Here is a 22,951-nt window from a genome sequence, read left to right as displayed (position 1 = left end):
ATGAACCTTATTTTACCATGTCTTCTCGGGGTTGTCAGTACGGTTTGAATAGCCTATGGCATTCATACTTATCTTTCCGATCGATTTATGGTAAAGTAGATGTACTATTTTTGTTAGGTGGGGTTGTTTATGAAGGCGGATCTGCGCCAGGCGCTCAGCCAGGACATATTGACCGGCGACGGAGCGATGGGCACTTATTTATATCAGATGGGGTTTCCGGTCGGCATTTCGTACGAGGAGCTTAATTTGCTCAAGCCCGACGTCATTGCCGACGTCCATCGCCGTTATTACGAAGCGGGGGCGCGGGTCATCGAAACAAACACGTTTTCCGCCAATCGCGAGAGTCTGAGCAAATACGGGCTGGATGCGGAAGTCGAAGCGATCAACCGGGCTGGCGTTGAAATCGCCCGCCGTGCGGTTGGTCCCGATGCTTATGTCGTCGGGGCGGTTGGTTCGATCCGATCCGGCAAACGGAAAAATATATTGACGTCCCAAATCAAACAAGATTTCGAGCAGCAAATCACGGCACTGATCGAGGCCGGAGCGGACGGCATCTTGTTCGAGACGTTTTACGATCTTGAGGAAATGCTCATCGCGATCAAAATCGCGCGCAAGCTGAGCGATGTGGCGATTATCGCCCAATTCGCCGTCGAGGAAGTCGGCAGGACGCTGGACGGCTATTCGATTAGCGAAGCGTTTGCGCGGGTGCAAGCGGAGGGCGCCGATATCGTAGGCTTCAACTGCCGCGTAGGCCCGAACGGCATTTTGCGCGCCATCGACAAGCTGCCCGACTGCGGCACCCTTCCGCTGTCGGTTTTTCCGAATGCGGGTATTCCCGATTATGTAGATGGAAAATATACGTATATGGCGACTCCGGAATATTTTGCCGAAAACGCGCTCAAGTTCGCGGATCGCGGAGCACGGATCGTCGGCGGCTGCTGCGGAACGACGCCGGAGCATATCGCGGCGATCGCCGGCGCTCTCCGCGGCTATCGGCCTCAAGCCGCAGGCGCTGCCGAGGCGGCTCAGGCAGCCAAGGCGCCCGTTGCCGAAGCCGCGCCCGCGCCGGAGCTTACGGTCATCGAAGGGACCGGCTCGGCGGCACAATCCGCGGACGGAAATGAAGCGAAGGAGCCGACGCTCGTCGAGCTGGTCAAGCAGCGGCATACGGTCATCGTAGAGCTGGATCCGCCGCGCGATCTCGATATCGCCAAATTTATGCTGGGAGCGGAAGCGCTGCGCGATGCCAAGGCCGACGCCGTAACGTTGGCCGACAATTCGCTTGCGGTCACACGTATGAGCAACCTCGCGCTGGGCTATCTTGTTAAAGAGAAGCTCGGCATTCGCCCGCTCATTCATATTGCATGCCGTGACCGGAATCTGATCGGGACGCAGTCCCACATGATGGGCCTTGATGCGCTCGGTATCGATCACGTGCTCGCCGTAACGGGCGATCCGGCCAGATTCGGCGATTTGCCGGACTCGAGCTCGGTTTATGACTTGACATCATTCGAAATCATCCGTATGATCAAGCAGTTGAATGAAGGGATAGCCTTCTCCGGCAAGCCGCTGAAGCAAAAAGCAAGCTTTTCGGTCGGAGCGGCGTTTAACCCGAACGTCAAATATTTGGAGAAGGCGGTTCAGCGGCTGGAGCGGAAAATCGAAGCCGGGGCGGATTATATTATGACCCAGCCGGTTTACGACGCGGAGCTGATCGTCAAAATATACGAGGCGACGAAGCATTTGAGCATTCCGATCTTTATCGGCATCATGCCGCTCGCCAGCGGACGCAATGCCGAATACTTGCACAACGAGGTTCCCGGCATTCAGTTGTCCGACGAAGTTCGCAAGCGGATGTCCGGGCTCGAAGGCGAAGCCGGACGAAGCATGGGCGTAGAAATCGCCAAAGAGCTGCTCGATACGGCGATGCAATATTTTAACGGCATTTATTTGATTACGCCTTTCTTAATGTATGAGATGACAGCAAAGCTGACGGAATACGTCTGGGAAAAATCGAGACGGCGTGATTTCCACTTGTACCCACTTTCAAAATGAATTAAAATAGGGTAATGGATGTGAAGCCGATGGTTTACAGTATGACGGGTTACGGTCAGGCGAATCGGGTCATCCATGGCGGCAAGCTGCAGATCGAGATCAAATCGGTGAACCACCGGTATTGCGAAATCGTATGCAGATTGCCGAGAGAATGGATGATTTTCGAGGATTCGCTGAAGCGGACCGTCCAACAAACCGTAAAACGTGGCCGGGTGGACGTGTTTGTCTCTTGGGAACGCGATCCGGGCAAGGAGCAGGCCGCCGTTGTCAACTGGAACGGCATAGAGGCCTATTTGCAAGCGGTCGATCAGCTCAAGCGGCAGTATCAATTCAACGATGCGCTCGCGCTTCGGGACGTGCTATCGTTGCCCGATGTCATCGTCGTACGCGACGAACCGATACTCGCGGATGAATCGCTTAAGGATCAGCTGATCGCTTGCGCGACCGACGCGCTTGCCGAACATCAACAAATGCGGCGGACCGAAGGGGAGCATTTGGCCGCCGACACGACTGCAAGAATCGCCATCCTGGAATCGGCGCTTGCCGAACTGCTCGTTCTTGCGCCGAAAGTGGTGGAAGAACATGCGGACAAGCTGAAGCGTAAGCTGGCCGAATGGAAATCCGAGGCGGTTGTGGTGGACGAACAGAGATTAGCCGCGGAAATTGCGCTGTTCGCCGAACGATGCAATTTCGACGAGGAGCTGACGAGGCTGGGCAGTCATTTGTCCCAGTGCCGGCAACTGCTTACGGCAGAGGAACCGATCGGGCGCAAGCTGGACTTTCTGATTCAAGAAATGAATCGGGAAGTGAACACGATCGGCTCCAAGGCCAATCATTTGGCGGTCGTCAATAAAGTTGTCGATATGAAAGCGGAACTAGAGAAAATCCGCGAACAGGTTCAAAACTTGGAGTGAATAGTAGGGGGAGAAGCCTAGAATGGCCATTAAATTGATCAACATCGGATTCGGTAACATTGTATCCGCGAATCGTATCATTTCGATTGTAAGCCCGGAATCCGCGCCGATCAAAAGGATTATTCAAGAAGCCCGAGATCGTCATATGCTGATCGACGCCACGTACGGAAGACGCACGCGCGCCGTCATCATCACGGACAGCGACCACGTCATTCTTTCCGCCGTGCAGCCGGAAACGGTAGCTCACCGCTTGTCCACTAAAGACGACGAACACGACGAATAACGAACAACAATCGTATTGGAGCGTACCATGGAAAAAGGTTTACTCATTGTATTATCCGGACCTTCCGGCGTCGGCAAAGGCACGGTATGTTCCGCGTTAAGGAAACAAATGGCCAACCTCGTCTATTCGGTATCGGCAACGACACGCAAGCCGAGACAAGGAGAGGTCGAGGGCGTCAACTATTTTTTCAAAAGCAAAGAAACGTTTTTGAACATGATCGAACATAACGAACTGCTGGAATGGGCGGAGTACGTAGGCAATTACTACGGGACGCCTCGGGAGTTCGTCGACCGGACGCTTGCTGAAGGCAAGGACGTCATTCTGGAGATCGAAGTGCAGGGTGCACTGAAGGTAAAGGAAACGTTCCCGGAAGGCATCTTCATTTTCTTGATGCCGCCTTCGCTCGGCGAGCTGAAGAACCGGATCGTCGGACGCGGTACGGAAAGCATGGATACGATCAACGACCGGATGTCGGTTGCCGCCCAAGAAATCAATTTAATGCGCCATTACGATTATGCCGTCGTCAACGACCAGATCGAATGCGCATGCGATCGAATCCGGTCCATTATTACGGCGGAGCATTGCCGAAGAGAACGCGTATTACCGATTCTAAACCATTGGCTGAAAGAGGTGTAACGATGTTATATCCTTCGATTGACGAAATGATGAACAAAGTGGACAGCAAATATTCGCTTGTCGTTGCCGCATCGAGACGGGCGAGAGCGCTGAGAGACGGCGCCAAGAGCGAGCTTCGCTCCCCAAAAGCACACAAATATGTCGGCGTAGCGCTCGAAGAAATTTATCACGATATCGTGAGATTCGAACGGGTTAAATAATTTATCGACCGAATTGACAGTAACAACCCGCGTGGTTGTTATTTTTTTCTAAGAGGGGCTTTGTCCAAAGGAGGAATCCGCATGCTGCAAGGAAAAACGGTCATTCTCGGCATAACGGGCGGCATCGCCGCGTATAAGGCGGCGTCGTTATGCAGCAAGCTGACGCAAAGCGGGGCTGACGTCCGCGTCATCATGACGGAATCGGCGACGAAGTTTATTACGGAGCTGACATTGCAGACGATCTCGCGCAATCCGGTATACACCGATACGTTCGACGAACGCGATCCGTCGGTCGTATCGCATATCAATCTGGCCGATTCGGCGGATCTTGTCGTCGTTGCGCCGGCAACGGCCAATACGATCGCCAAGCTCGCGCACGGCATCGCCGACGACATGCTCAGCACGACATTGCTCGCGGCGACGGCGCCGGTGTTGATCGCGCCGGCGATGAACGTCCATATGTACGCACACCCTGCGGTGGAACACAATATGGCGCAGCTTCGCGAACGGGGCGTTCAATTTGTCGAGCCCGGCGTCGGACAGCTGGCGTGCGGTTATGTCGGCAAGGGCCGGCTCGCGGAGCCGGAAGAGATTTTCGAACGCATCGTGGACATGCTGTTTCCGTCCAGGCCGCTGCAAGGCAAAAACGTGCTGGTGACCGCTGGCGCAACGATCGAACGGATCGATCCGGTACGGTACATTACGAACGATTCCTCCGGCAAAATGGGATACGCGATCGCCGAGGCGGCTCGGGCGATGGGCGCGAACGTATGTCTTGTTGCCGGCAGCAATCAGGTAAGCCGGAAGCCGGAAGGCGTCGAGACGGTGCAGGTGACGTCCGCCGACAGCATGTACGAAGCGGTCATGAATCGGCTCGAATGGGCCGACGTCGTCGTGAAATCGGCCGCGGTCGCCGATTATCGCCCGGCGGAAATCGCCGAGCGCAAAATCAAAAAAAGCGGCGAATCGCTGACCCTGCAGCTGGTGCGGACGCGGGATATTTTGCAATCGATCGGCGAACGGAAAACAAAACAGTTTGTCGTTGGCTTCGCAGCGGAAACCGACGAAGTCGAGAAACACGCGAGGGACAAGCTGGCCCGCAAAAATTGCGATCTTGTAGTCGCGAATGACGTTACGCAGCCCGGCGCCGGTTTCGGCACCGAGACGAACATCGTGTCCATTTACGACCGCAACGGACTGGTTGCGGCGCTGCCTCAGATGTCGAAGCAGGACGTGGCGCGCAAGCTGCTTCACATCGTAGCAGACCGTCTGGCAGCCCGGGACAATAGCGGTACGACAACGGGCGGCAAAGGCGGGGACGCATATTGATCTACGCGAAAGTTATCGTGGACGTTCCTGCCAAGCAGACGAATCGTCCTTTCGATTATATCGTGCCGGATCGGCTGCGCGATTGGGTCGAGGTCGGCAGCCGCGTCGGCGTGCCGTTCGGACCGCGGACGGTTCAAGGTTTCGTCGTCGCATTGCACGACGAGCCTGAGGTCGCCTCCGGCAAAATGAAGCCGATCGAGCAAGTGCTCGACGTTCATCCGCCGCTGACGAAGGAGCTTGTCGCTTTGTCGCGCTGGATGAGCGAAACGTATGTATGCAACGATATCGCGACGCTGCAGGCGATGATTCCGAGCGCACTGAAAGCGAAATACGAACGGTATATTACATTGCCTGACGATCCGGAAGCATTGAACGACTCGGAGAACGGCAAAGAAAATCCCGCGATCCAAGAGATCGCAGCGGCGATCGAAGGGGAAGAACGGGAAAGCCAACGATCGGTGCTCGCGCAGGTCCAGTTGACTTTGGAGATCGATAGCCGCCCGACGATCTTGGACTACGTGCGCAAGCATTCCCCTGTCCTGCTGGAATCGCTGCTGAGCCGATTTGCGGAAGATGCTCCTCTCGTGAAACAGATGATCGGCCGGGGCGAACTCGTGGAACAGCAGACGGTCAAAGACCGGCTGGCGAAGAAAAAGGCGCTGACCGTATTTCCGCCGGAAGATCATGTGCTGTTAAGGCAACGGATGGAAGGATTGTCGGCACAGTCCCGGAGGCAGAAGGAAGTGCTGCAGTACTTGCTGGAGCATCCGGAGCCGGTTCGGCTAGCCGATCTGATGGTTACGCTCGAGGTTGGCGCCGGAACGGTCAAAGGTTTGGCGGAGAAAGGCTGGATCAGCTTGAAGGAAGTCGAAGTGTTCCGAGACCCTTACGCGGGCCGGACGTTCCGCCCGACAACGCCGCTGCCGCTTACGCCGGAACAGCAATCCGTATATGCGTGTCTGCAATCTTCGATCGACGGCGCGGAGCATCGCGTTTTTCTGCTCCATGGCGTTACGGGAAGCGGCAAGACGGAAGTGTATTTGCAAGCGATTCAGCGTTGTCTTGATCTTGGGCGTGAGGCGATCGTGCTCGTGCCGGAAATTTCATTGACGCCGCAAATGGTGGAACGGTTCAAGGGCCGTTTCGGCGACTTGGTTGCGGTGCTGCATAGCCGCTTGTCCCATGGCGAACGATACGACGAGTGGCGGAAAATCCAGGAACGGCGCGTGAAGGTGGCGATCGGGGCGCGTTCGGCGATTTTTGCGCCTTTTACGAGCATCGGGTTGATTATTATCGATGAAGAGCACGAAACTTCGTACAAACAGGACGAAAGTCCGAAATACCACGCTAAGGATGTGGCGATCTGGCGCGCTCGATATAACAACGCCGCCGTCGTCTTAGGCTCGGCAACGCCTTCGCTCGAGACGTATTATGATTCACAGGCCGACCCGGCGCGAATTTTGCTCGAGGGGGCAAGTCCGATCGAGCTGCTGCCGATGCCGTCGCGCGTCGAAGGCCGTCCGCTGCCTAGCGTCGAAGTCGTCGACATGCGGGAGGAGCTGAAAGGCGGCAACCGCTCCATGTTCAGCAGACCGCTGCATCAGGCGATCGCCGATCGGCTCGCCAAGGGAGAACAAACCGTGCTGCTGCTCAACCGCAGAGGGTACTCCACCTTCGTCATGTGCCGGTCCTGCGGCTACGTCGCCGGCTGCCCGCACTGCGACATCTCGCTCACCTACCATATGAAATCTCGGGCGCTTCGCTGCCATTATTGCGGTTATGCCGAGCGGGAAAGGGAAACGTGCCCCGACTGCGGCAGCGAGCATATCCGTTATTTCGGAACGGGCACCCAGCGCGTGGAGGAGGAGCTAGGCAAGCTGTTTCCCGGCATTCGCGTCATTCGGATGGACGTCGATACGACAACGGAGAAGGGCTCGCACGAAAAATGGCTGGAGCTGTTCCGCAACCGCCAGGCGGATGTCCTATTGGGCACGCAAATGGTCGCCAAGGGACTCGACTTTCCATATGTTACACTAGTTGGCGTCATCGCGGCCGATACGGTGCTGAACATCCCCGACTTCCGAGCCGGCGAAAAAACGTTCCAATTGCTGACGCAAGTGGCGGGGCGGGCCGGTCGACATCACCTCCCCGGCGAGGTCATCATCCAGTCGTATGCTCCCGAACACTACAGCATTCAAGCCGCAAGCGGCCACGACTACAACGCATTCGTAGAGCAAGAGCTCGAGCTGCGGCGCCAGCGGCGCTACCCGCCGTATTGCCGCATCGTCCTAGTCACGATGTCGCACGAGCAAGTACAGCTGCTCGTAGGCGTGGGGGAGAATATGGCCGCCATTTTGCGGGAGAAAGGCATGCTCGCGAGACAGCCGTACTTGGAAGTGCTTGGGCCGGTCGCGTCGCCGATCCCTCGGATCAAAGATAGATATCGGTTCCAATGCATGATAAAATATCGTGGAGATGCCGCGGCGGTCATCGAGCTCGTCCGGCAGACGGTCGCTTCGTTCGACGACGTCGTCCGGCAGCATAAGCTGCAGATCAGCGTGGACGTCGATCCGCAAATGTTAACATAAACGAAAACGCATTTATGACGTGAAAGAGGATGATGTACAATGGCAATTCGTTTGATCGTGCAAGATCCGGACCCGGTGCTTCGCGAAATCGCGAAGCCGGTTCCGAAAATTACCCCGAATATTCAGAAGCTGCTGACGGACATGGCCGATACGATGTATCATGCGGAGGGCGTCGGCTTGGCCGCACCGCAAATCGGCATTTCGAAGCGGGTGATCGTCGTCGACGTCGGAGACGAGAACGGCTTGATCGAGCTCGTGAATCCGGAGATCGTATCGGAGGAAGGCGAACAATTCGGGCCGGAAGGCTGCCTAAGCATACCGAACCTGAACGGCGACGTGCGCCGCGCCATGAAAGTGACGATCAAAGGCTTGGACCGCGACGGCAACGAGGTGACCTACACGGGCACGGAGCTGCTGGCACGCGCATTTCTGCATGAAGTCGACCATCTGAACGGCGTATTGTTCACAGATTTGGCCGAAAGCGTGTACGACGTTAGCGCAAGACCGATTCGAAGGGGCGAGTGATCGAATGAACGTCTTATTTATGGGGACGCCGGACTTTTCGGTTCCGTCGCTGCAAGCGCTGCTTGACGAGGGCTACAACGTCATAGGCGTCGTCACGCAGCCGGATCGGCCCAAGGGACGCAAGCGGACGCTGACGCCGCCGCCAGCCAAGGAGCTGGCTGTAAGCCGGGGGCTTCCCGTATTTCAGCCGGAGAAGCTGCGGCACCCGGATGCGGTGGAGCACATCCGGCAGCTGCAGCCCGATCTGATCGTGACGGCGGCCTATGGTCAAATATTGCCGAAGTCGGTGCTGGATCTGCCGCGGTACGGATGCATCAACGTACATGCATCCTTGCTGCCGAAATACCGCGGCGGCGCGCCGATACATCATGCGGTCATGAACGGGGACAAGACGACGGGCGTCACGATCATGTACATGGCCGAGGGGCTCGATACCGGCGACATGATCAGCAAGGTCGAGCTGCCGATCGAAGATTCCGATACGACCGGCTCATTGTTTCATAAGCTGAGCTTTGCCGGTGCGGAGCTGCTGAAAGCTACGCTGCCCGGATTGATTGACGGTACGATCCAAGCCGTGCCGCAGAACGATGCCGAGGCGACGTATTCGCCGAACATCTCTCGCGAGAACGAACGGATCGACTGGACCCGTCCGGCGCTAGCGATTTTTAACCAGGTTCGCGGATTAAATCCGTTTCCCGGCGCTTTTACGTCCTGGAACGGCGATATTTTGAAGGTTTGGTCCTGCCGCAAGCCGGACAAGCCGGGCGGAGCGCAGACGGACGGCTCCGCAGCGCCGGGTACCGTCATCGCGATGAACGCAGACGGCATCGAAGTTATGACCGGGGAAGGCGTCATCGTGCTCACGGACATCCAGCCTGCCGGCAAAAAAGCGATGAGCGTCCAGGAGTTCAGCCGTGGCAGCAGCATCCCGAAAGGAACGGTTCTAGGCGTATGAAGCAATTTTCCGCTCGGGAAGCGGCGATGGACATTGTCACGCGGGTTGAGCAGGAGCAAGCCTACAGCAACCTGCTGCTGAACCAGACGCTAAAGAAATACGATGTATCGCGGGTGGACGCCGCGCTGACGACGGAGCTGGTGTACGGCACGATTCAGCGGTTGTCCACCATCGATTATTATTTGGGCAAGTTCGTCGCCAAAGGTATCATGAAGCTTGAGCCGTGGGTGCGCGGCTTGCTCCGGATCAGCTTCTATCAGCTTTATTACTTGCACCGCATTCCGTCGCACGCGGTCGTCAACGAAGCTGTCAATATTGCTAAGCGCAAAGGTCACAAGGGCATCTCCGGCATGGTCAACGGCGTGCTGCGCAACGTGATCCGGCAGAAGGAACAGCTGAAGCTTCCGGACAACCTGCCGCCGGTTCAGCGCATCGCGCTTGCGCATGCCCATCCGGAATGGATGGTCGCCCGCTGGATCGCCCAATACGGCGAAGAGACGGCGGAGCGCATATGCGAAGCGAACAACGGCTCGCCGCATGTGTCCGTGCGCGTCAATACGATGCAAGGCGATCGCGAATCCGTGCTGCGAGAGATGCGAGAAGCGGAGTTGAACGCGAATCCTTCGCCGCTCGCCCCGTCCGGCATCCTCGTGGAAGGCGGCGGCAACATGGCGCACACGCGCTGGTTTGCCGAAGGCGCGATCTCGATTCAAGACGAGAGCTCCATGCTGGTGGCCGAAGCGCTCGACCCGCAGCCGGGCATGCATGTGCTCGACTGCTGCGCCGCTCCGGGGGGCAAAACGGCGCACATCGCCGAAAAAATGCACAACGACGGCAAGCTATGGGCGAACGACATTCATCCGCACAAGGAACAGCTTATTCGCGAACAAACAGAGCGACTTGGTTTGACATGCGTCGAAACCGTCGTAGGTGACGCCCTGCAGCTCGGACATCGGCTCCCTGCGGAATCGCTGGACCGCATCTTGCTGGACGCGCCCTGCTCCGGGCTAGGCGTCATCCGCCGCAAGCCGGATTTGAAGTGGCGCAAGCGCGAGACGGAAATTAGCGACATCGCCTCGCTGCAATACGAGCTGCTCGCCTCGGTTCAGCATTTGCTCAAGCCGGGAGGCATTCTCGTGTACAGCACATGTACGATCGATGCCGAAGAGAACCAGCAGGTCGTATCCCGATTTTTGCAAACGCATGTTCATTTTGAGCTCGATACGGAATGGCCGGCAAACCTGCGGCATATCGTAAACCATCAGCATTCCGCCGGCGTGCAGCTTCTGCCCCAGCATTACGGCTCTGACGGCTTCTTTATCGCAAGATTGAGACGGTTGTCGTAACCATTCGGTCTTTGGTTTTAACGGAACGGGCAAATATGATAAACTAGAACGGATAACAAACAATACGAATAAACCGTATCATGATTCGATAACGTCAGGTAGTGAGTGATGAGATGAAACCTTTTATTTATGATTACACGTTGGAGCAGCTGCAGGAGTGGACGGAGCAGAACGGCGAGCCGAAGTTTCGGGCCGGGCAAATTTTCGACTGGCTTTATGTGAAACGGGTAACGAGCTTCGACGACATGAGCAATTTATCGAAGGCGTTACGGGAAAAGCTCAAGGAGCAGTTCCAATTCGTGACGCTGTCGGAGATAACCCGCTTCGAATCGAAAGACGGCACCGTCAAGTTCCTGTTCGGGCTGCATGACGACCATGCGATCGAGACGGTCATCATGAAGCACAATTACGGCAACAGCATTTGCGTGACGACGCAGGTCGGCTGCCGGATCGGCTGCACGTTCTGCGCTTCGACGCTCGGCGGATTAAAGCGCAATTTGACGGCCGGAGAAATCGTCGCCCAAGTCGTTAAAGCGCAGCAAATTCTCGATACCCGCAAAGAACGGGTCAGCAGCATCGTCATTATGGGAACCGGCGAGCCTTTCGAAAACTACGAGCCGACGATGACTTTTTTGCGGATTATGATCCATGAAAAAGGGCTTAATATCGGCCAGCGGCACATTACCGTTTCGACAAGCGGCATCGTGCCGTCCATCTACAAATTTGCGGATGAAAATACGCAGATTAATTTGGCGATTTCGATTCATGCGCCGAACGACGCGCTTCGTTCGAAGCTGATGCCGGTCAACCGCAGATTCCCGTTTGCCGACGTCATGGAAGCTCTGAAATATTACATTGCAAAAACCGGCAGACGGGTTACGTTCGAATACGCGCTCATCGGCGGAGTGAACGACCAGCCGGAGCATGCGGAAGAACTCGGCGACGTGCTGCAAGGTTTGCTGTGCCACGTCAATCTTATCCCGGTCAATTATGTGCCGGAACGCAACTATGTTCGTACTTCACGCGACGATATTTTTACATTTCAGCGCATTTTGGAGCGTAAAAAAATTAATACGACCATACGCCGCGAGCAAGGCCACGATATCGCTGCGGCATGCGGGCAGCTGCGCGCGAAGCATATGGAGTCCAACGCGAGGTGAAGTAAGCATGAAAACAGCGAACAAAACGGACATCGGCCGCATTCGGTACGCGAATGAGGATCGCTCCGTTGTGCTGAACGAATTAAACGGGTTCACGGTGGCGATCGTCGCAGACGGCATGGGCGGCCATCAAGCCGGCGACGTAGCCAGTCAAACGGCTGTCGAGAAGGTGACGGCCGAATTGGAAAGCTCGCTTCGTCCGGAGATGACGGTCGAGGAGCGAAAGCAGCTGGTGGTACGTTCGATTGCCGCTGCGAACGAGACGGTGTTCGTGATGGCGGCAAGCGACGAGAAGCTGCGCAGCATGGGAACGACGATCGTCGTCGCCATTGCTTCGCCCGATACGATCGTGATCGGACATATCGGCGACAGCCGCGCTTATCTAATCAGCAATGGGACGATTGAGCAAATGACCGATGACCACACGCTCGTCAACGAGCTGGTGAAGTCCGGTCAAATAACGCTCGAGGAGTCGCTGCATCATCCACGCCGCAATGTGCTAACCCGCGCGCTCGGCACCGATCAGGAATCGGAATGCGACATCCGGGAAATCAACTGGACCGATGGCGAGATGCTGCTCATATGCAGCGACGGTTTAAGCAACATGGTATCCTCGTCGCAAATGCTCGAGACGGTACTGAAGCCGGTCGGCGTCGACGACAAGGCCGATAAGCTCGTCCAATTGGCGCTGGAAGCCGGCGGCGACGACAATATTACAATCGTTCTGCTCGTTAACGAAAACGAATCGGCTCTCGGCGCCGAACTGGCGCAGACGCTGGATTTAAGCAATCCTGACGGGTCATTACATAAGGATACGACGGAAGAGGGGTGAGATGAATGATTGGCCAGGAGTTAGGCGGTCGGTACGAAATTCTGTCGCGGATCGGCGGAGGCGGCATGGCGCTTGTTTACAAAGCGCATGATATTTTGCTGGGCCGAAAAGTGGCAGTGAAGGTATTGCGCCAACAATATGTCCATGACGAAGAGTTCATTCGCCGTTTCCGCCGCGAGGCTCAATCCGCCGCTGCGTTATCTCATCCGAACGTCGTCAGTATTTACGATGTAGGCCAAGACGGTGACGTGCATTACATCGTCATGGAATGCGTCGAAGGTTACAATTTGAACGAATTGATCAAAGAAAGAGCGCCGCTGCAAGTCGACGAAGCGGTTCATATCGCTTGCCAAATTTGCGACGCGCTCGATCATGCCCACCAGAACCAGATCATTCACCGGGACATTAAGCCCCATAACATCTTAATCGGGAAAAATGGACGCGTAAAAGTGACCGATTTCGGGATTGCCCGCGCGGCGACCTCTTCGACGATTACGCAAACCGGTTCCGTCGTCGGGTCCGTCCATTATTTTTCTCCCGAGCATGCCAAAGGCGTGATGACCGGCGAAAAATCGGACATTTATTCGCTTGGCATCGTTTTGTATCAAATGCTGACCGGGCGATTGCCGTTTCTTGGGGAAAGTCCGATCAGCGTTGCGCTTAAGCACTTGCAGGAGCATTTCGAGGAGCCCCGCAAGGTGAATCCGCTCATTCCGCAAAGCGTGGAGAACGTGATCATCAAATCGATGCGCAAAAACCCGGGGGAACGTTACCAATCGGCCAAAGAGATGCTGCACGATTTGGAAACCTGCTTGTCGCCGCAGCGGCGCAACGAGCCGAAGCTGACGTATACGTCGGCCAATTTCGGCAGCATGGACGACGAGGAGCCGACGCGAGTCATCCCGGCGATCAAGCCGGACCAGATTCCGACGGTTTCCATGCCGTCCTCCGGCGCAAAAGAAGACAAGCCTGATCTGTGGAGACACGAGGACACGGAAAAAGCCAAAACCGCCCGGGGCTGGGTGAAACCGACGATTTGGGTTTCCGCGACGATTGTCCTGCTGGCTCTGATGTGGCTCGGCGTCATGTATGTGAAGAGCATTTTGTATGTGCCTGACGTTGATGTGCCGAACGTCGTCAACATGAAGCTCGACGACGCGAAGAAGAAGCTGGAGGAAGTCGGGCTCTCGCTGGAGGAACCGGTCACTTACGAATTCAAGGAAGATATTGAGAAAGATATCGTATTCGCGCAGAATAAGACCGGCAAAGTGAAGGAAGGTTCATCCGTCAAGCTGTCGGTCAGCAAAGGCATCGAGACGATTACGATGCGCAATTACGTCGGCAAGATGTATCAAGATGTCGTGGATGATCTCGTTGCGCAAGGTGTCAGCAAGCTTCAAATTAAGCAACCGCTTAAAGAGGACTTCAGCGATAGCGAACCGGGCACGGTCCTCAAACAAACGCCGGATGCGGATACCGAAATCGATCCGAAGAAGGTTGAAATCGAGTTTACGATCAGCAAAGGCCGCGAACCGGTCGAGGTACCGGATTTGATCGGCCTTACGGTTAGCGAAGCACAGAATAAACTGATTGCCAGAAACTTGAAGCTGAATCCGGATATTAAGCAAGAGCCGAACTATGCTACACCAAGCGGGAAGATTTTCAAACAGGAGCCGTACGAGCCGAATGCTTCCGTAGCTCCCGGCACGGAGATTACCGTTCACGTCAGTTCGGGTTTTCCGGAGGATGCGCTGGAATATACGTACAACATCGCCGTTTCGCCGGCGGAGCTGGGCAAGAAGAGCACGGTGAAGATCGTGTACTCCGACGCCCGCGGCGATAATATCGAATGGGGAACGCGGAAAATCAAAGACATGGTTGCCTTCCCTGTAGGGCTGGTTCTGTCGCCGACGAAAGACGCGGTCGTTCAGGTTTACCGAGACGATCAGCTGGTTGACGCCAAAACGATTACGTACGCCGAGGCGCAAGGGGGCTCCGGACCGGATCAAGAGCCGGTCGACGAGCCGGTTCAGGACCCGCCGGCGGACCCGCAGTCTACCGACAATACGAACAACAACGACAATTCGAATATTCCGGCGGAATAGTCCATTAGGAGGACTTTGATGCAAGAAGGCTTAATCGTCAAAGCGTTAAGCGGATATTATTACGTGCTGCCTCACAATGCAGGCAGCAGCCTGGAAACGATACAATGCCGGGCGCGCGGTATTTTTAAGAAGAAAGGCGTATCCCCGCTTGTGGGCGATCGCGTTCTGTATGAGGAAACGGAAAACGGCGAAGGCATGGTGGATGAGATTTTGCCCCGGACAACGGAGCTGATTCGTCCACCGATCGCCAATGTCGATTTGGCCGTATTGGTATTTGCGGTGAGCGAGCCAGCATTAAATCTTCAGTTGCTGGACAAGTTCCTCGTTCATACCGAGAGCGTTGGCTTGGAAACGATCATCTGCTTGACCAAGCAGGACCTGCTGGACGATCCCGAGCATCCGACCACCGAAGACGATATAGACATCGACTTCATTCGCGGGTTGTACGAGCCGATCGGCTACGAGGTGATCGGCACAAGCGCTCGAATGGGCTCTGGCACGTCCCAAGTGGCGGACCGCTTGGCCGGACGTATCGGCGTCTTTGCCGGTCAGTCCGGCGTCGGGAAGTCATCTCTGCTCAACGCGATGATACCCGGTCTTCAACTGGAAACGAATCAAATCAGCGCCAAGCTTGGTCGAGGAAAGCATACGACGCGTCATGTCGAGCTCATCCGGCTGGACAACGGAGGTTTGGTCGCCGATACGCCGGGCTTCAGCCAGCTTGACTTTTTGCATATCGAAGCCGAGGAGCTTGGCAATTGCTTCAAGGAATTCCGCTCCTACGCGCCGGACTGCAAATTTCGCGGATGTACGCATTTGCACGAGCCGGGCTGCAAAGTGAAGGAAGCCAAGGCGCAAGGAAGCATCGCCGAGACCCGTTACTCGCATTACGTGCAGTTTATGGCGGATATGAAAGAGAAGAAACGGAGGTATTGACATGACATTAATCGCACCGTCCATATTATCGGCCGATTTTGCCAAACTTGCCGAAGAAATCAAAGATGTGGAACGCGGCGGAGCGAACTGGATTCATGTCGACGTGATGGACGGCCGCTTCGTGCCGGCGATTACGATCGGACCGCTTATCGTCCAGGCGATACGTCCGCATACGAATCTGCCGCTCGACGTTCATCTGATGATCGAACAGCCGGAACGATACATCCCGGCATTTGCCGCCGCGGGAGCGGATGTCATTTCCGTTCATGCGGAAGCATGTGTTCATTTGCATCGAACAATCCATCAAATCAAAGAGCTCGGCGTCAAAGCCGGTGTCGTCCTGAACCCGGCAACGCCGCTTTCGGCGATTGAACATATTGTGGACGATGTCGATCTCGTGCTGATCATGACCGTGAACCCCGGTTTTGGCGGCCAGCCGTTTATCCACAGCATGCTGCCCAAGATTAAACAGCTTCGAGCAATGTTGAACGAACGCGGCTTGCAGCACATCCATGTCGAGGTAGACGGGGGAATCAATGTGGATACGGCGCCTCTCGTCGCAGAAGCGGGGGCTGACGTGCTCGTGGCGGGCAGCGCGGTATTCGGGCATGCCGATCGGGCGGCCGCCATCACGGCACTTAAGCGCTAGAGAGGAAGAGTCGGTTGAAAAAAGTTCTGATCGTTTTGCTGTACAGCTTGATTTGCGGTGCTTTGCTCGCTGTTTATACGCAAATTCAAGGCATGCTCAAATATATTTTTTCCATCGGAGCGATTATCGTGGGCGTTCGGTTTTTCAAAAACTATGAATCGCTCGCCATGCGCATCAGCATGATTCTGATGTCGATCGTTATGTTTTTTGTCGTCGTCCTCATTATCGCGATTATTTTATTCGCGCGAAACCCGCAAGCGCCGGTGGCGGGATGAATATGAAAGGTTCGGACCGCATAAATATGGTTACATGAGTTGTTCTCATGTAGCCTTTTTTGTTGTGCCTGAATATAATGCATTAAGTTTTGTGTGTATGCACACTCGGAAAACGCTCCACAAATTTTTTAGGAGGGGATCAGCATGAAATTTTACACGTTCAAATTGCCGCGGTTTTTGGGGGGCTTCGTAAAGGCCATACTCAATACGTTCCATAAAAATTAACGTTGCCGCGAGCTTGCCGCAACATCCGAGGATAAACATCTTTGCGCCGTCATAACCGGCGCCATTCGTTTACCAAGAATTATAGGAAAGTATAAGTGTTCAGCGTAGCTGAACACTTTCGCTCGCAAGAAAAGCTTCCTCTTACAAGGTCATTCATCGCGGATAGGGCTTCGATTCGAAGCTTTTCTTAACGATAAAGAAAGTTTAAGTTCGCTAAAGCGTTTTACCTAGAATAAGCATCCGCAATTTTGGGGTCCCCGCAGTAACGCTTCCGATGCAAGTTTGCTACACAAACTTTTTAGTAATCGGAATAAAGCCGATGCAAATCTTCACTTTGTGGGGTTGAGTAGCGGTCGCTCATCCACGAAGGACTTCGATATAAGCCTTTCTAATATCGAAAAAAAGCACCTGATGGGTGCTTTTTGTCTATTTGTTCAATTGAAATTATACGCGGGCGATTTTCCCGGATTTCAACGCGCGAGCGCTGACATAAACGCGTTTCGGTTTGCCGTCGACAAGAATGCGAACCTTTTGCACGTTAACGCCCCAAGAGCGTTTTGTTTTGTTATTCGCGTGGGACACGTTGTTGCCGGTTCCAGGCCCTTTACCTGTGATAAAGCATTTGCGAGACATATGGTACACCTCCCTCATTGCATGACCGTTGCATGAAACACTTAAATATTATATCACCCGGAAAAATACGCCGTCAACTCTAATTGTATAATATACAAAACATTTATTTATCCAATCTGTTGTAGTACAATAAGAATTAGTCCATAATACTTATGAAGTTCATGGTACTGTTGGAGAAGGATGCTAAACATAACGTTTAAGGAGTGATGCGTCATGCCGATTCAGCTTACGAACGAATTCGGACATGTCCACGTATCCGACCAAGTTGTTGCAGTTATAGCCGGTTCCGCGGCAATGGAATGTTACGGGCTTGTCGGTATGGCTTCTCGCAAACAGTTGAAGGACGGCATCGCCGAGCTTCTTCGTCGGGAAAATTTGGGACGGGGCGTCGTTATACGTCAGGAGCAGCAAGGACTGGCTATCGATTTGTATATCATTGTCGGCTACGGTACGAAAATTTCGGAAGTAGCACACAACATCCAGCACAAAGTGAAATACGTGTTAAATGAAGTCATCGGGCTTCAAGTCGACGAAGTGAACATTATTGTTCAGGACGTTCGCGTGATTCAATAGGAGGGGAATGTAGTTTTGAGAAAGCGCTTTATAAACGGCACGGATTTTACATCAATGGTACTCCATGGCGCGGCAATGTTGCACGATCACGTTGACCATGTGAATGCGCTCAACGTCTTTCCGGTACCGGACGGGGACACCGGGACGAATATGAACATGACGATTACGGCGGGCGCGGGGGAATTAAAGGTGAAATCTTCTCCGCAACTCGGCAAATCGGCCGAAATATTGTCGAAGGGATTGCTCATGGGCGCACGCGGCAATTCCGGCGTTATCATGTCGCAATTGTTCCGCGGTTTTGCCAAGTCGGTAGCGGGGATCGATGAGGCGAATGCCGTACAATTTGCGGCAGCGCTTCAGCATGGCGTGGATACCGCATACAAAGCAGTCGTCAAGCCGATCGAAGGAACGATTCTGACGGTTGCGAAGGAAGCGGCCAAATATGCGGTCGCGCATGCGCGGCGAGATGGAGATATTACCGAATTGATGGAGGGCGTTTGCAGCAAAGCGAAGGATGCGCTTGCCCGCACACCGGACTTGTTGCCGGTGCTGAAACAGGTAGGCGTTGTCGATTCCGGCGGCCAAGGGCTCGTCTATGTCTATGAAGGCTTTGTCAAAGCTTTGCAGGAGCAAACCTCCGCGGAGACAAAGACGCCGCAAGCGTCATTGGTTGCTCCGACGGAGACGCCGGCGGTTGCATTCGTCCCCAAAAGCGCTCAAGCGCAGCTCTCCACCGAAAATATTGAATATCCTTACGATATGGAGTTTTTTATCAATCCCGCGGCACAGGGCGCCAAACCATTTAATGAGATCAAGTTTCGCGACGAACTGGCGAAAGACGGAGACTCGATCCTGATCATCGCCGACGATATCATAAAAGTTCATGTCCACTCGAAGGCGCCGGGCCGCGTTTTTAATTTGGCTCTCGAATACGGGGAACTGACGCAAATTCATATTTTGAATATGCGGGAGCAGCATCGCGATCTGCTGGCTGAGGAGGCGGAGAGTGCGAAGGAGCAGCTTGTCGGCGGACACGCAGAGACACGTGTTGCCCCGGCGGAAGCTGAACCGAAATTCAAGTCGGCCTATGGCATGATTGCCGTTTCCATGGGCGAAGGCATCTCGAAAATATTCAAAAGCCTTGGCGTTCAAGTCGTGTTGACCGGCGGGCAGACGATGAATCCGAGCACCGAGGATTTCGTGAAGGCGATCGAATCCATTCAGGCGCAGCATCTATTTGTTTTTCCGAACAATTCGAATATTATCATGGCAGCCGAGCAGGCCAAGGAATTGACCGAACGAGGCGTTACCGTCATCCGGTCCAAGACGATTCCGCAAGGGCTATCCGCCGCACTCGCTTTCCAGCCGCACGAGTCGATCGAGAATAACGAAGCGGCGATGCAGCGTGCGGTTTCGCGGGTTAAATCCGGCCAGGTCACCTATGCGGTACGTGATACATCGATCGAAGGCGTAGAGATCAAAGAAGGCGATTATATCGGCATCATGGACGGTAAAATCGTCGTCAGCACGCCTAGCCTGCAGGAGACGAGCGAAGCGCTGCTGGATCGGCTCGTTTCGGACGAAGACGAAATCATCACTATCATTAGCGGCGAGGATGTTCAAGAGGAGCAGTTGGAACAGCTGTCCCGCTATGCAGAGGATAAGTTCTCTCATGCCGACCTGGATGTGCACCAAGGCGGCCAACCATTATACTATTATTTATTCGCAGTCGAGTAACCAACAAGACGATGGACATTTGAAAGGGAGGTATGCGGTATGGGCAAAGTGAAAATCGTAACGGATAGCACGGCCGATATCCCTCAAGATGTGCGGGAACAATACGGGATCGGTATGGTACCGCTCAAAGTGCATTTCGGTCATGATGCCTATTTGGACTCCGTAACGATTCAAGTTAGCGAGTTCTACGAGAAGCTGGCTGCGGCAAATGCATTGCCCACGACGTCGCAGCCTTCGCCGGCGGAATTTATGGAGCTTTATCAGCAAATCGGCGCAGAACCCGAAACGGAGATCCTATCGATCCATTTATCTTCGGCATTAAGCGGAACATATCAATCGGCGATGCTCGCCAAATCGCTGCTGGAGGATAAGATCGACGTCACCGTCATCGATTCCAAGTCCGCTTCGTACGGTATTGGCGCGATGGTCGTCGAAGCGGCCAAGATGGCGCAGCAAGGCAAATCGAAAGCGGAAATATTGGCTGAAATCGGACATATTCGCGAAACGATGCGAATCTATTTTCTGGTCGATACGCTTGAGTATTTGCAGAAGGGCGGAAGAATCGGCAAGGCGGCCGCGCTGATTGGTTCGCTATTGAACATCAAGCCGATCCTGTCCATCGACAACGACGGGGAAGTTGCTTCGGTAGACAAGGTACGCGGGCATAAGAAAGCTCTAGGACGCATTCTCGAAATGCTGAAGCAGGAATTTGACGGCAAGCCGGTACACGCTACGATAGGACACGCAAATTCGCTTTCGGGAGCGGATGAGCTGAGTGAGCTGATTCGCAGTCATTTTGAAGTGGTATCCATGTCGTATATGGAGATCGGCCCGGTGATCGGCGCGCATGTCGGCGCAGGCACAACCGCGGTATTCATGAGACCAAGCGAGACATGAGCAAGCTACCTTCAGGTGCCGGCTTGGCGCAAATCCCCGTGCGTCAGGTTCGCGGCGTCAGCCCCCAGAAAGCAACGGATTTGCAAGCTCTTGGCATTACGACGGTTGAATCATTAATCGAATATTATCCGTTCCGATATGAAGATTATCGGCTCCGGGATTTGACTGAGGCGAAGGACGGAGAAAAAATAACGGTGCTCGGAAAAATATACGGCGAACCGCTTATGCAGATGTATGGGCGGGCCAAGTCCCGGTTATCCTGCAAGGTGCTCATCGGCTCATTATTCGTGACGGCGACATGGTTTAACCGCCATTACTTGAAGGAGCAGCTCGTCGCCGGACGCGAAATCGTCATTACCGGCAAATGGGAGCAACGACGGCTGCAGCTGACGGTGTCCGACTCGGAGTTTCCTGACAAAGGAGCCGGTCGGTCCGGAACGCTGCAGCCTGTTTATTCGGTCGGCGGTCCGATCACGCAAAATTGGCTGCGCAAAACGATCGTTCAAGCGCTTGCGCAGTATGGAGAGATGATCGAAGAAAACTTGCCTGACACGTTAATGGACAAGTATAACCTGTTGCCGCGCAAGCAAGCGATCCGCCTCATCCATATGCCGGCCGATACGGATGAAGGCCAAAGGGCGAGACGCCGTATGGTGTACGAGGAACTGTTCCTATTCCAGTTAAAGCTTCAAGCGTTCCGAGCATTGACGCGCAGCCGGATGGACGGTATTGCTCACTCGATTGACTCCGAGGCGACTCGCACGTTCGTACGTGAGCTGCCGTTTACGTTAACCGACTCCCAGAAAAAGGTCATCGGCGAAATTCTTCATGATCTGAAGGAGCCGTATAGCATGAATCGGCTGCTGCAAGGCGACGTAGGCTCCGGCAAGACGGTCGTTGCCGCCGCGGCGTTGTTTTCCGTAGTGAAAGCGGGGGCTCAGGGGGCGCTCATGGTACCGACCGAAATATTGGCGGAACAGCATGTCAGGTCGCTGCAGCGATTATTCGCCCCATACGGCATCGAGGTAGCATTGCTGACCGGCAGTCTAACGGAGCGGAAGCGCCGGGATCTGCTCGCTTCGCTGCAGATGGGACTCATTGACATTGTCGTCGGTACTCACGCTCTTATTCAAGAGGATGTATACTTCCGCAATCTTGGACTTGTCGTAACCGACGAGCAGCATCGCTTCGGCGTGGCGCAGCGCGGCATATTGCGGCGCAAAGGGATGAATCCCGACGTGTTGACGATGACGGCTACGCCGATTCCGCGAACGCTCGCGATAACCGCGTTCGGCGATATGGACGTGTCGACGCTGCGCGAAATGCCCAAAGGGCGTATGCCGATCAAGACGTATTGGGTAAAGCAGGACATGCTGCCCCGAGTGATCGAATTTATTCGCAAGGAAGCTGTCAAAGGCCGTCAAGCTTATGTCATCTGCCCGTTGATCGAAGAATCGGAAAAGCTGGATGTGCAAAATGCGATCGATATGCACATTCAATTGCAGCAAGCTTTGCCGCAATTTACGATCGGCTTGCTGCATGGGCGGCAGACACCGCAGGAGAAGGATGCCGTCATGCGCTTATTCGGCGACAATCAAATTCCGGTGCTCGTTTCGACGACCGTCATCGAGGTCGGCGTAGACGTGCCGAATGCCACGCTGATGATCGTCTCCGATGCCGACCGGTTCGGCTTATCCCAGCTTCATCAGCTGCGGGGGCGCGTCGGCCGGGGCGAACATCAATCGTTCTGCATCCTGATCGCCGATCCGAAATCCGAGGTAGGGCAAGAGCGTATGCGCGTCATGACCGAGACGAACGACGGTTTCGAAGTTGCGCGGCGAGACTTGGAGCTGCGCGGTCCGGGCGACTTCTTCGGCACGAAGCAAAGCGGGATGCCCGAGTTCCGGCTAGCCGATATGGTAAGCGATTTTGCCGTACTCGAACAGGCAAGAGACGATACGGCCGAGCTTGTGGCGCAGGAGGATTTTTGGACGGCGGCTGCGTACTTGCCGCTCCGTCAATTTTTGCAGCGAGAGCAAATTTTTCAAGGCGATTTATGGGATTGAAGTGAAACGGGACGACCCCCAGGGCATATATT

General features: G+C 54.7%; 22 protein-coding genes. 21 read left to right on the top strand and 1 reads right to left on the bottom strand.

Annotated features, from left to right (window positions below; genetic code table 11):
• The first annotated feature begins 129 nt into the window (after positions 1–129).
• The 17 genes from AC0LWM_RS07960 (at position 130) to spoVM (ending at position 17,013) form a co-directional block, all read left to right on the top strand.
• Positions 130–2,055, top strand: a complete 1,926-nt coding sequence (locus AC0LWM_RS07960; protein WP_474674375.1) for a bifunctional homocysteine S-methyltransferase/methylenetetrahydrofolate reductase — start codon at positions 130–132, stop codon at positions 2,053–2,055.
• A gap of 29 nt (positions 2,056–2,084) precedes the next feature.
• Positions 2,085–2,969, top strand: coding sequence for a YicC/YloC family endoribonuclease (locus AC0LWM_RS07955; RefSeq protein WP_474674374.1), 885 nt, complete (start codon positions 2,085–2,087; stop codon positions 2,967–2,969).
• 22 nt (positions 2,970–2,991) lie between these two features.
• Positions 2,992–3,252 carry an extracellular matrix/biofilm regulator RemA gene (gene remA, locus AC0LWM_RS07950; protein WP_027084220.1) on the top strand — a complete coding sequence of 87 codons (261 nt, stop codon included), beginning with the start codon at positions 2,992–2,994 and terminating at the stop codon, positions 3,250–3,252.
• 27 nt (positions 3,253–3,279) lie between these two features.
• Positions 3,280–3,888: a guanylate kinase gene (gene gmk, locus AC0LWM_RS07945; RefSeq protein ID WP_474674373.1), complete on the top strand. Its 609-nt coding sequence runs from the start codon at positions 3,280–3,282 to the stop codon at positions 3,886–3,888.
• 2 nt (positions 3,889–3,890) lie between these two features.
• A complete protein-coding gene (gene rpoZ, locus AC0LWM_RS07940; protein ID WP_474674372.1) occupies positions 3,891–4,088 on the top strand; it encodes a DNA-directed RNA polymerase subunit omega in 198 nt (65 codons plus the stop codon).
• An 81-nt stretch (positions 4,089–4,169) separates the two neighbouring features.
• Positions 4,170–5,417 (top strand): bifunctional phosphopantothenoylcysteine decarboxylase/phosphopantothenate--cysteine ligase CoaBC, encoded by a 1,248-nt coding sequence (gene coaBC / locus AC0LWM_RS07935; protein ID WP_474674371.1) that lies wholly within the window; start codon positions 4,170–4,172, stop codon positions 5,415–5,417.
• Complete coding sequence (gene priA, locus AC0LWM_RS07930; protein WP_474674545.1) at positions 5,417–8,005, top strand: primosomal protein N'; 2,589 nt, start codon at positions 5,417–5,419, stop codon at positions 8,003–8,005. Before coaBC ends, priA begins: the two co-directional genes overlap by 1 nt.
• A 39-nt stretch (positions 8,006–8,044) precedes the next feature.
• Positions 8,045–8,530: a peptide deformylase gene (def, locus tag AC0LWM_RS07925; RefSeq protein WP_474674370.1), complete on the top strand. Its 486-nt coding sequence runs from the start codon at positions 8,045–8,047 to the stop codon at positions 8,528–8,530.
• A gap of 4 nt (positions 8,531–8,534) precedes the next feature.
• Positions 8,535–9,485, top strand: a complete 951-nt coding sequence (fmt, locus tag AC0LWM_RS07920; RefSeq protein ID WP_474674369.1) for a methionyl-tRNA formyltransferase — start codon at positions 8,535–8,537, stop codon at positions 9,483–9,485.
• Positions 9,482–10,831 (top strand): 16S rRNA (cytosine(967)-C(5))-methyltransferase RsmB, encoded by a 1,350-nt coding sequence (gene rsmB / locus AC0LWM_RS07915; protein ID WP_474674368.1) that lies wholly within the window; start codon positions 9,482–9,484, stop codon positions 10,829–10,831. Before fmt ends, rsmB begins: the two co-directional genes overlap by 4 nt.
• A 113-nt stretch (positions 10,832–10,944) precedes the next feature.
• Entirely contained in the window at positions 10,945–11,991 is a 1,047-nt protein-coding gene (rlmN, locus tag AC0LWM_RS07910; protein WP_474674367.1) for a dual-specificity RNA methyltransferase RlmN, read from the top strand.
• 7 nt (positions 11,992–11,998) lie between these two features.
• Positions 11,999–12,823 (top strand): Stp1/IreP family PP2C-type Ser/Thr phosphatase, encoded by an 825-nt coding sequence (locus AC0LWM_RS07905; protein WP_474674366.1) that lies wholly within the window; start codon positions 11,999–12,001, stop codon positions 12,821–12,823.
• 5 nt (positions 12,824–12,828) lie between these two features.
• Entirely contained in the window at positions 12,829–14,928 is a 2,100-nt protein-coding gene (gene pknB / locus AC0LWM_RS07900) for a Stk1 family PASTA domain-containing Ser/Thr kinase (protein WP_474674365.1), read from the top strand.
• Positions 14,929–14,946: 18 nt separating this feature from the next.
• The gene (rsgA, locus tag AC0LWM_RS07895; RefSeq protein ID WP_474674364.1) at positions 14,947–15,864 is read left to right on the top strand and encodes a ribosome small subunit-dependent GTPase A; all 918 of its coding nucleotides are present in this window, start codon (positions 14,947–14,949) and stop codon (positions 15,862–15,864) included.
• A 1-nt stretch (position 15,865) separates the two neighbouring features.
• Positions 15,866–16,513, top strand: a complete 648-nt coding sequence (rpe, locus tag AC0LWM_RS07890) for a ribulose-phosphate 3-epimerase (RefSeq protein WP_474674363.1) — start codon at positions 15,866–15,868, stop codon at positions 16,511–16,513.
• 14 nt (positions 16,514–16,527) lie between these two features.
• Entirely contained in the window at positions 16,528–16,788 is a 261-nt protein-coding gene (locus AC0LWM_RS07885) for a hypothetical protein (protein ID WP_474674362.1), read from the top strand.
• Positions 16,789–16,932: 144 nt separating this feature from the next.
• Positions 16,933–17,013, top strand: a complete 81-nt coding sequence (spoVM, locus tag AC0LWM_RS07880; protein ID WP_068537489.1) for a stage V sporulation protein SpoVM — start codon at positions 16,933–16,935, stop codon at positions 17,011–17,013.
• A 444-nt stretch (positions 17,014–17,457) separates the two neighbouring features.
• Here the strand turns inward: spoVM and rpmB are convergent, their stop codons facing one another.
• Positions 17,458–17,646 (bottom strand): 50S ribosomal protein L28, encoded by a 189-nt coding sequence (gene rpmB, locus AC0LWM_RS07875; protein WP_474674361.1) that lies wholly within the window; start codon positions 17,644–17,646, stop codon positions 17,458–17,460.
• A 213-nt stretch (positions 17,647–17,859) separates the two neighbouring features.
• Here rpmB and AC0LWM_RS07870 point away from each other — a divergent pair, with 213 nt between their 5' ends.
• The 4 genes from AC0LWM_RS07870 to recG are packed head-to-tail and all read left to right on the top strand — an operon-like array spanning position 17,860 to position 22,919.
• On the top strand, positions 17,860–18,219 hold the full coding sequence (locus AC0LWM_RS07870; RefSeq protein WP_474674360.1) for an Asp23/Gls24 family envelope stress response protein: 360 nt from the start codon (positions 17,860–17,862) through the stop codon (positions 18,217–18,219).
• Between the two features lie 15 nt (positions 18,220–18,234).
• The gene (locus AC0LWM_RS07865; protein ID WP_474674359.1) at positions 18,235–19,956 is read left to right on the top strand and encodes a DAK2 domain-containing protein; all 1,722 of its coding nucleotides are present in this window, start codon (positions 18,235–18,237) and stop codon (positions 19,954–19,956) included.
• 39 nt (positions 19,957–19,995) lie between these two features.
• A complete protein-coding gene (locus tag AC0LWM_RS07860) occupies positions 19,996–20,853 on the top strand; it encodes a DegV family protein (protein WP_474674358.1) in 858 nt (285 codons plus the stop codon).
• Positions 20,850–22,919, top strand: coding sequence for an ATP-dependent DNA helicase RecG (gene recG / locus AC0LWM_RS07855; RefSeq protein WP_474674357.1), 2,070 nt, complete (start codon positions 20,850–20,852; stop codon positions 22,917–22,919). Before AC0LWM_RS07860 ends, recG begins: the two co-directional genes overlap by 4 nt.
• The last annotated feature ends 32 nt before the right edge of the window (positions 22,920–22,951 follow it).

Source organism: Paenibacillus sp. sgz302148 (assembly GCF_056120465.1).
Note: the sequence above shows the minus strand (reverse complement) of the source record. Positions and strands in the feature narration are given on the sequence as shown.